This window comes from Mesorhizobium sp. M7A.F.Ca.CA.004.12.1.1 (assembly GCF_003997835.1).
Classification (GTDB): domain Bacteria; phylum Pseudomonadota; class Alphaproteobacteria; order Rhizobiales; family Rhizobiaceae; genus Mesorhizobium.
In genome coordinates this window covers 1-1,503 of sequence record NZ_RZRK01001117.1, presented here as the reverse complement: position 1 = coordinate 1,503, position 1,503 = coordinate 1, and the positions used below count along the sequence as shown (strand labels likewise).

Sequence of the window (1,503 nt, the reverse complement as noted above, 5' to 3'; positions counted from 1 at the left end):
CCCGCGACTTCGCCAGAAGGTGCGGCGGCGTGGTCGCCATCCTGCACGACCTCAATCTGACGGCCATGTATGCCGACCGGATCTTCGTCATGCATCGCGGCCGGCTGGCCGCCACCGGGTCGCCGCGGGATGTGCTGAGCGATGACCTGATCGAAAAAGTGTTCGACTGCCGGCTCAGGGTCGGCGTGCTGCCGGCCGGCAATATGCCGTTCGTTCTGCCTCAGTCAGCGGCCTGATTGCAGATCTAGCCCGCGCCCCTGCTGGGTCAGGCAGCTGGTGCGCGGCGCTCCAGCATGTCGATTCCGAGCAGGTTGCGCACATTTGGACGTGCCGCCACGAGGTCGGCGATCGTATAGCGCTCCAGCACGGCGAAGAACGCGTTCAGCGCCTCGCGCAGCGCCGAGTTCAGCGCGCAGCTATCGACGAGCGGGCATTCGGCGGCATCGTTCTCGAAGCATTCGGCCATAGCGAAGCTCTCTTCCGTCACGCGCACGACATCGAACAGGCTGATGGCTTCGGCCGCCCGGCCAAGCTTGACGCCGCCATTCCTACCGCGCACGGTCTGGACGAGGCCGTGCTCGACCAGGGGCTGCAGGATCTTGAACAGGAAAAGCTCCGACACCGAATAGGCGGCCGCGATCTCGGGGATGCGGCTCAATCGGTCATCATTGGCCGCGCAATACATCAAGATGCGCATGGCATAGTTGGTCTGGCGCGTAAGCCGCATTTTGTCCTCACAAGGCACTGGTGCGGTGCAACCACGCCAGATCTGGAAATTTTGCTGATATGGCTTTGACCCGAATTTCCGGATTCGCCACATTGGCCTCGGCGGAATATGGCCTATACCTTGGAATAATTCCAGACTAGCTTCGCCCGATAGATGAATTTTCTCCTCAACTTTGTGTGCGCGGCCGGGGAAAGTTCCGGGCGAAACCCGCTGTCGCGGGTATTTCGGCCATCGGAACACTAAATAGGCTGAGATCGACGAGGAGCGGCTCACCCATGTCACAATCGGCTTCGCCCCTGGCGCCGGTCCGTTTCGATGCCGAGGCGGATGCCAAGCTTTCCGCGTTGCGGCGGACGAAATTCCTCGCGGCGGCCGCACTGGCGCTTTGCGTGCTGGTGTTTGCGCTCGCCAAATCCTTCGAGCGCACCTATCCATGGCTCGGCTTCGTCGCCGCCTTTGCCGAGGCCGCGACCATCGGCGGTCTGGCCGACTGGTACGCGGTGGTGGCGCTGTTCAGGCGGCCGCTGGGGCTGCCGATCCCGCACACGGCCATCATCCCGGAGAACCAGAACCGCATCGCCGACAATCTCGGTCGCTTCATCGAGGTCAACTTCCTGGCGCCTGAACCGGTGCGCGAAAAGCTCGCCGAGGTCGATTTCTCGGCACTCGTCGCCGACTGGCTGGCCGATACGGAGCGCGCCGCCGGCCTGTCGCGCTTCGTCGTGCGGCTGGTGCCGCAGACGCTGGCCGCTGTCGAGCAGTCCGGCCTGCGCGGC

The 1,503-nt window shown here is 63.8% G+C and carries 2 protein-coding genes and 1 pseudogene; 2 read left to right on the top strand and 1 reads right to left on the bottom strand.

Annotation, left to right across the window (positions count from 1 at the left end; all coding sequences use genetic code 11):
• Positions 1-236 (top strand): annotated as a pseudogene (locus EN984_RS34255) (iron ABC transporter); the annotation flags it as partial.
• Positions 237-265: 29 nt separating this feature from the next.
• Here the strand turns inward: EN984_RS34255 and rirA are convergent.
• Positions 266-727, bottom strand: a complete 462-nt coding sequence (gene rirA / locus EN984_RS34250; RefSeq protein WP_127267528.1) for an iron-responsive transcriptional regulator RirA — start codon at positions 725-727, stop codon at positions 266-268.
• A 275-nt stretch (positions 728-1,002) separates the two neighbouring features.
• Between rirA and EN984_RS34245 the strand changes: the two genes are divergently transcribed.
• Positions 1,003-1,503 (top strand): DUF445 family protein (locus tag EN984_RS34245; protein WP_127384338.1); only part of this gene is annotated, 501 nt, incomplete at its 3' end.

Excerpts from the sequence above, each read along its gene's own strand:
- rirA (WP_127267528.1), bottom strand. The coding sequence starts at position 727 with ATGCGGCTTACGCGCCAGACCAACTATGCCATGCGCATCTTGATGTAT.